The sequence below is a fragment of the Allosalinactinospora lopnorensis genome, assembly GCF_000981225.1.
Lineage (GTDB): Bacteria > Actinomycetota > Actinomycetes > Streptosporangiales > Streptosporangiaceae > Allosalinactinospora > Allosalinactinospora lopnorensis.
In genome coordinates this window covers 1-5,924 of record NZ_LAJC01000139.1, presented here as the reverse complement: position 1 = coordinate 5,924, position 5,924 = coordinate 1, and the positions used below count along the sequence as shown (strand labels likewise).

Here is a 5,924-nt window from a genome sequence, read left to right as displayed (position 1 = left end):
TTGGGGATCGAGGGTGGCCTGGTGGCGGTGCTCGCCCTGGATCTGCTGTTGGCCTGGATCGGCCGCCCGATCGCCTGGTTGCGTCAGTTCGCCCGGCTGCTCGCCGCAGCAGCGATCGGCATCAACGCCGCCGCAGGCGTGGAACACGGGCTGATCGCGGTGGTCATGCCCGCCATCGCTCCGGTGATCCTGATCGCCGGGGTGGAGGCGCTGCGCACGCACCTGCTGCGGCTGGTGGGTGATGCCGATGAGCTGCGTCGCCAATCGATCCCGCGGGCCCGCTGGCTGCTCGCCCCGCTATCCACGCTGGCGATGTGGCGCCGGATGGTGCTGTGGCAGACCACCCGCTACTCCGATGCCCTCGATGCCGACCTGGCGCGGCGTGAGGCCATCTACCGCTTACGTCAGAAGTTCGGGCGGCACTGGCACCGGGAGATCCCTGCCGATGTGGCCTACCGGCTCCAGGCCGGGGTGCGCATGGAGGAAGCGGTGGCCCGAATTCCGGAGATCATCGCCGAGCGGCAGGTCGCGATCACTGATGATCTCGCCGAGATCGGTGTGTTGGATGCCGCCACCGTGCCGCCGCTCCGGCTCGTGCCGGTCCTCGAACAACCCAGCGTGCCGCCTACCGTGCCGCGCGTGCCGCCGGGCGGCACATGACCGGCAAGGAACTGGGCGAGCGGTTCGGGTTCGGCGAGCGGTGGGCACCTGCCCGCATCGCCGAGTGCCGTTAGGTGCCTCTGCCACCGTGGCCATGCCGCACGTGCCGCGGTGGCTGAGGGGCCGGTCGTTGTGCGCACGGAGTTTCGCGAGCCAGTGCTTTCAGAGGGCGGGCTTGGAATCGCGTGCCTGATGCATCCACCGCAAAGGCGACGCATTCAATGCCTCGTCGGCGAGCCGTTTGGCCGACTCTGTCTGCAACGCAGTCACCGACGTATCGATCCATGCCTGAGTATCGGTGCCCTGTTCCCGGTACTCCACCGCTTGCAAGAGGCATTCGAGCTTGTCGGCGTCCTTCGCGCACCGTGCTTCGGCGGTTTCCTTCGCCTCGTACTCCCCGACCGCCGACGAGATCACCTCGGCCAGCGCCGGCGGCATCCCCGCCGTCTGATCTTGAGTGACCGCCTCATTGGCAGCCGCCTTCAGATAGCGCTTGCCGATGTAGGGGATGTCAGTAACCCGTGCTTCCTGCGTGTCGTGGAACAGCGCGAGAAACGCCGCGCGCTGTGGGTCCGCCCCCTCCATTGAGGCGATCACCGCGGCCGTGATCGCGGTTCGGTGGGAGTGGTCGGCGATCGACTCCGCAGCGGGCACACCGGCGATGACCCAACCGGTGCGCTTGTAGCGCTTCAGCAGCCCAACCTCGTAGAGGAAGTCGATCGCGCGAGCGTGCTCCTGCTCGTCAGCCATAAGGCCCCTTCTACCGACGGTGGATCATTCGTAGAGCGTAAAGGACCTCACGAAGCTCCTTCGCCGACTGAGATGAAACTGAGCCTTCGTCAAGCAGACCCGCGGCTGTCTCCGCTAGTGGGGCGGCCGTCTGCGGCGTCACCAACTCCGGTTTGTGGGTGATCAGTGACCACAGCGTGTGCACGACGACGTCGACGTAAGGGTTGCTCGGGTCGAGCTTGTCGGTCAGGTGCCTCAGCATCCGGTCGCCGCGCCAGGAGTCCAGATCGAGTTCCACCATGAACGAGTCGCTGATCTGTGGGTCAGAGATCTCCCCGAGCCAGTACGCCCAGTAGTTGAGGTTGGCGCTCTCGCAAGCGTCGGTCGCGATGTGAACCCCGATGAACTGAGGCAACGCGTCACCGTCTCCCTGACGGGCGAGGGTATGCGCCCCGGAGCGGGCCACCGCCCACGATGGGGACCACTCGCCGGTGCGCAGTCGGCGTTGTTCGGCGCGCTGCATCACGGCCAGCCACTCCACGGTCTGGGTGGAGGAGTCGAATCCGGCCACGTAGTGGGCTTGGCGGCGCAACAAGGCGCCTTCGGCCGTGTCGGCCGCCGACTGCTCGGCGACGCTTTGCAGATGAGTGACAACGTGACGGCGCTCGTCGGTGGCGAGCCGGGGACCGGTCGGTGTTGGGCCGCGGCGGCGGGAGGAGATTGCCTCTGCCAGTGTCGACGGCGTGGTCCCGGTGAACGTCCAGCCGATGAGGTCGGTAAAGGGGCGAGTAATCACCCATGTGGCGAGCGGATGGGTGGCGAGGTCGATGGGGCAGTCGCTGCCCAGGACGTAGCCGATGAAGCGGTCTGCTTCCATCGCCGTGTCGAGCTGGGAAAGTAGCCGCGAGGATATTCCGAGTTGCAGCAGGAAGTGACGGGTCCGCAGGTACGTGCCGGCCGAGACCGCCATCAGGGGGCGCCGGCCGGACTCCCACCCCTGGACGGTCGTGACGTCAACGCCGAGACGGTGGGCGAACTCCTCCTGCGTGAGAGAGGCAGCCTGCCGGATGATCTTCAGGACGTAGCCGGCGATACGTCCTTCACGGTCGCCTTCGACCTTGGGCTGGCCAGACTGACTGGTGGTCAGGGTTCGCCGCTTGGCCGTGGCCATGGTCGCACCTCGGGGGTCTTGGCGTGCGTAAACACTCGTACCAGCGGTCAGTTCAATGCGAAAACGCTAATCCGTAGTGTCCTCACCACAGTACGGCAAGCGATCTGAGCGCTTGAGGTGAATCCGATGTTTCCCGACGCCGAGCGTGCCCCGACAGTCGGTGGTGCCTGCGTGGATGTGGTGCGGCCCTACCTCCTCGCCTGGGAGCAGTGTCGGGAGCAGGAACGTGCGGGTGCGACCCAGTGCGGCGTGGCTGTTCTACAGAACATCGCCCAACAGCAGGCCGATGCCAAGCGCCCGGACGACCTGGCCGAGCTCGCCACCGTGATGCGTCGCTGGTTGGAGGTGACACGGTGAGCCCCCAACCGCGCTTGGTTCCTCCACAGCGCACCGACACTCCGCCAGTTGATGTCCGCATCGCCCGCGACTTCGAGGAGTTGCAAGCATGGGCGACCGCCATAGACGCCACCATGACCGTGGTGACCGAGGACTGGCAGTCGGTGACCTACGAGGCCGTGGTCTCCGGCCAGCGCGTCAGCTGCCGGTGCCGGGATGTGCTGCCTCAGGGAACCGCGCTGCGGCGTCTGGCTCGCACCTACGTGGTCGGAATGGTCCACCAGGTCGCCGATGGCGAGTGTTACCACGTGCGGGAGGTCATCGCTCCCTGCCTATCTGCCCCTGAGGAGGATGCCCAGGGGCAGGCGGCCCTGATCGCCGCCGCCCGAGTGGAGACCGAGCGCCACCAGCGGTGTGGCGCCACCGCTGCCAGCCTGCGCACCCACCTCGTGGAGCGCGCCCTCGACTGGCCATGACCCACAGTCCCCCGCGCGGCCGCGGACCCCGCCCTCCTGGTGGTGGCCGCGTGGGCCCATGGGCCGCGCACCTTGCGTCCTTCCCCGCACGGCGCGCGGCCCACCACCCCCTAAGGAGAGAGGCACCGATGTTCGACTGCGAAGACTACGGCGCCGCACGAATGCCCGGCGAGGACTGCCGATGAAGAACTGTCCGAGCAACCAGTAGCCGAGACTCCGCGCCGCGCGATCGATGGTGTCGCGCGGCGCGGGTGGTCGCCGCGCCGGAGAGGGGGAGCGTGGCGACCTCTACAAACGCCCGCACACCCCCGTGCGGCGCTCACAAGGAATCACGAAGAAAGGGCACGCATGTCCACTGCAACCACCACCCGCGCACGCGACCTCATCAGCCCCGACCTCTTCGACCGCCTCACCACCGACGTCACTCGTGACCCTCACTGCCCCGACCGCGACACCGCCGCCCGCATCGTCGACCAGGCCCTCGCCTTCCTCGTGGCCTGCTCCCAGACTGACGCCCCTATCGGGCCCTCCCCGCTGGTCGACCTGGGCTGGCACGCCTTCATCCTTCGCACCGCCGCCTACCGAGCCTTCTGCGAAGGCGTGCTCGGCGAATTCGTCGACCACTACCCCAACGACACCGAGCCCAGCATCGAGCAGCGCGCCGCCTCGGCTGCCCGTACCCTGGACGCCCTCCACGCCACCGGCCTGCACGTCGACACCGACATCTGGCTCAGGAGATGCCGTGCTCCAGTTGCACCGACACCAAGACCGGCGGCGACGGCGACGGCTGCCACAAGGGCTGCCACGACAGCCAGGCCAAGTAGCGATCGGGTAGAACCCAGTCATGGACCGTTTCACCTGGGCGCACCTGCCCGAACCCGCCCGGACCGCGTTCGAGGCGGAGTTCGGGCGGGTGCGCTTGACCACGACCACCCCGGCCGGGCTGACCGTCGGCATCGCCTCCATCGTCGAGACTGAGTCCACCGCCGTGTTCGTGAAGGCCATCCCGGCTCGCTCCCCAGCGGCGGCGTCCTACCGGCGCGAACTGGCGGTCGCCGCGGCGAGGCCGAAGTCGGCGCCGCGGCTGTTGTGGGTCAGCGACGCCGGGTGGATCACCCTCGTGTGGGAGTATGTTTCGGGCCGCCACGTCGACCTCGCACGCGACGCCGACGAAGTGATAGCCGCCCTAGTGGCCACGGGCCGCTGCCCGGTGGACTTGCCGCCGGTCACCGATGAAGACGAGAAGGTCGCCGTGCTGTTGGCAGCGGCCCGGCGCACGGTCGCGGACCCGCCCTCTGACCTCGAACACATCGATCTCTACAGCCGGGCGATCACCCGTGTGAGCGAGGACGACTTCGCCGGCGGCGCGCTCGTCCACGCCGACCCCGCCATCTCCAACATGATCGCCACCACCGACGGCGTGCGGCTGGTCGACTGGGCGCTGGCCGCCCGTGGCCCCGCATGGCTCGACTCGGCGCTGCTGATCGCTCCGATGATCGAGGCCGGCTACTCGCCGGCGGCTGCTGAGGCGTGGGCTGCTCAGTATCCGGCTTGGGCGCACGCGCCGCCGCGCGCGCTGGACGCGATCGCCGTAGCGCGGTTCCTGTTTCTCGCCGAGAAGGCCGACAACGGCCCGGAATGGCTCGCCGAAGGGCGACGCAGGGCGCTGTGGTCACACCAGGCGTGGGCCGAGCACCGGATCCGGGCATGACGAAGCCGCCCCCGCACCGTGGTGCCGGCGGCCGTGGCAGCGCGTAGCCGTTCGTTGGGAATCATAGGGACGTTTTACATCCCTGAAGACGTCCCGCGAGGCGTCCTTTGCGATGTTTTAGTGTCCTGCAGCTCTCGCCACCCTGAGCAGCATGGCTACCACCTCCGATCAGGCAACGCTCGATGACCTCCGCGAACGCTATGGCGAGGAGAGGTCGATTCGCCGCACCGAGCATCTGTGGATCGCGGTGGCGACCGACCCCGACACCGACCACGCCCCGACGATCGTCGAAGACGACGTCCAAGAGTTCGTGCGGCAACTGGAGAACCCGCCGCCGCGCGCCGGACGCGGACCGGTTCGCCGCCACCGTCGAGGCCGACATGCTGCGCGGCGCCTACGTGGATCCGGCCCGCGGCAAGATGACGCTCGTCGAGTACGTCGAGAAGCGGTGGAAACCTGCTCAGCACCACCTCGTGAGCGGCACCCTTGAGACCTACGACCGGCATTGGCGCAACCGCATCCGACCGCGCCTGGGAGACCGGCAACTGGGCAGCCTGACCCGCGGCGACACGAAGAACTTCGTTGCCGAGATCAAGGGCACGGTAGGCACGTCCACACTGCACACCACGTTCGCAACACTGCGGATCTTCATGCAGGCGGCCGTCGATGATGAGCTGATCGTTGCCAATCCGTGTACGCGGGTGAAGCTGCCACCGATCGAGGACCGCGAGCTCACGATGTTCTCTGCTGAGCAGGTGTGGGCACTGGCCGATGCGATCTCCCCTCGCTACCGGCTCGCCATGATCCCCGCGGTCGGCGCCGGGCTACGCCAGTGTCCGGG

The 5,924-nt window shown here is 68.0% G+C and carries 7 protein-coding genes; 5 read left to right on the top strand and 2 right to left on the bottom strand.

The annotated features are described in order from the left end of the window. A partial coding sequence (locus VS93_RS25805) for a DUF2637 domain-containing protein (protein WP_236700746.1) occupies positions 1-660 on the top strand: 660 nt, incomplete at its 5' end. A 162-nt stretch (positions 661-822) separates the two neighbouring features. On the opposite strand, the gene VS93_RS25800 is transcribed toward VS93_RS25805, so the two are convergent. Both VS93_RS25800 and VS93_RS25795 read right to left on the bottom strand, forming a co-directional pair. Further along, complete coding sequence (locus VS93_RS25800) at positions 823-1,410, bottom strand: HD domain-containing protein (protein WP_046472450.1); 588 nt, start codon at positions 1,408-1,410, stop codon at positions 823-825. A 10-nt stretch (positions 1,411-1,420) separates the two neighbouring features. Continuing rightward, a complete protein-coding gene (locus VS93_RS25795) occupies positions 1,421-2,560 on the bottom strand; it encodes a helix-turn-helix domain-containing protein (RefSeq protein WP_052746007.1) in 1,140 nt (379 codons plus the stop codon). Between the two features lie 126 nt (positions 2,561-2,686). Here VS93_RS25795 and VS93_RS25790 point away from each other — a divergent pair, with 126 nt between their 5' ends. The 4 genes from VS93_RS25790 to VS93_RS29575 all read left to right on the top strand — a co-directional run. Beyond that, the gene (locus VS93_RS25790) at positions 2,687-2,917 is read left to right on the top strand and encodes a hypothetical protein (RefSeq protein WP_046472449.1); all 231 of its coding nucleotides are present in this window, start codon (positions 2,687-2,689) and stop codon (positions 2,915-2,917) included. Further along, positions 2,914-3,372: a hypothetical protein gene (locus tag VS93_RS25785; RefSeq protein WP_236700745.1), complete on the top strand. Its 459-nt coding sequence runs from the start codon at positions 2,914-2,916 to the stop codon at positions 3,370-3,372. The genes VS93_RS25790 and VS93_RS25785 overlap by 4 nt, the downstream gene beginning before the upstream one ends. An 844-nt stretch (positions 3,373-4,216) precedes the next feature. Next, a complete protein-coding gene (locus VS93_RS25780; RefSeq protein ID WP_046472448.1) occupies positions 4,217-5,083 on the top strand; it encodes an aminoglycoside phosphotransferase family protein in 867 nt (288 codons plus the stop codon). A gap of 182 nt (positions 5,084-5,265) precedes the next feature. Continuing rightward, positions 5,266-5,924: N-terminal phage integrase SAM-like domain-containing protein (locus tag VS93_RS29575; RefSeq protein ID WP_236700744.1), on the top strand; the 659-nt coding region annotated here is incomplete at its 3' end.

Excerpts from the sequence above, each read along its gene's own strand:
- VS93_RS25800 (WP_046472450.1), bottom strand. The coding sequence starts at position 1,410 with ATGGCTGACGAGCAGGAGCACGCTCGCGCGATCGACTTCCTCTACGAG.
- VS93_RS25795 (WP_052746007.1), bottom strand. The coding sequence starts at position 2,560 with ATGGCCACGGCCAAGCGGCGAACCCTGACCACCAGTCAGTCTGGCCAG.
- VS93_RS25790 (WP_046472449.1), top strand. The coding sequence starts at position 2,687 with ATGTTTCCCGACGCCGAGCGTGCCCCGACAGTCGGTGGTGCCTGCGTG.
- VS93_RS25780 (WP_046472448.1), top strand. The coding sequence starts at position 4,217 with ATGGACCGTTTCACCTGGGCGCACCTGCCCGAACCCGCCCGGACCGCG.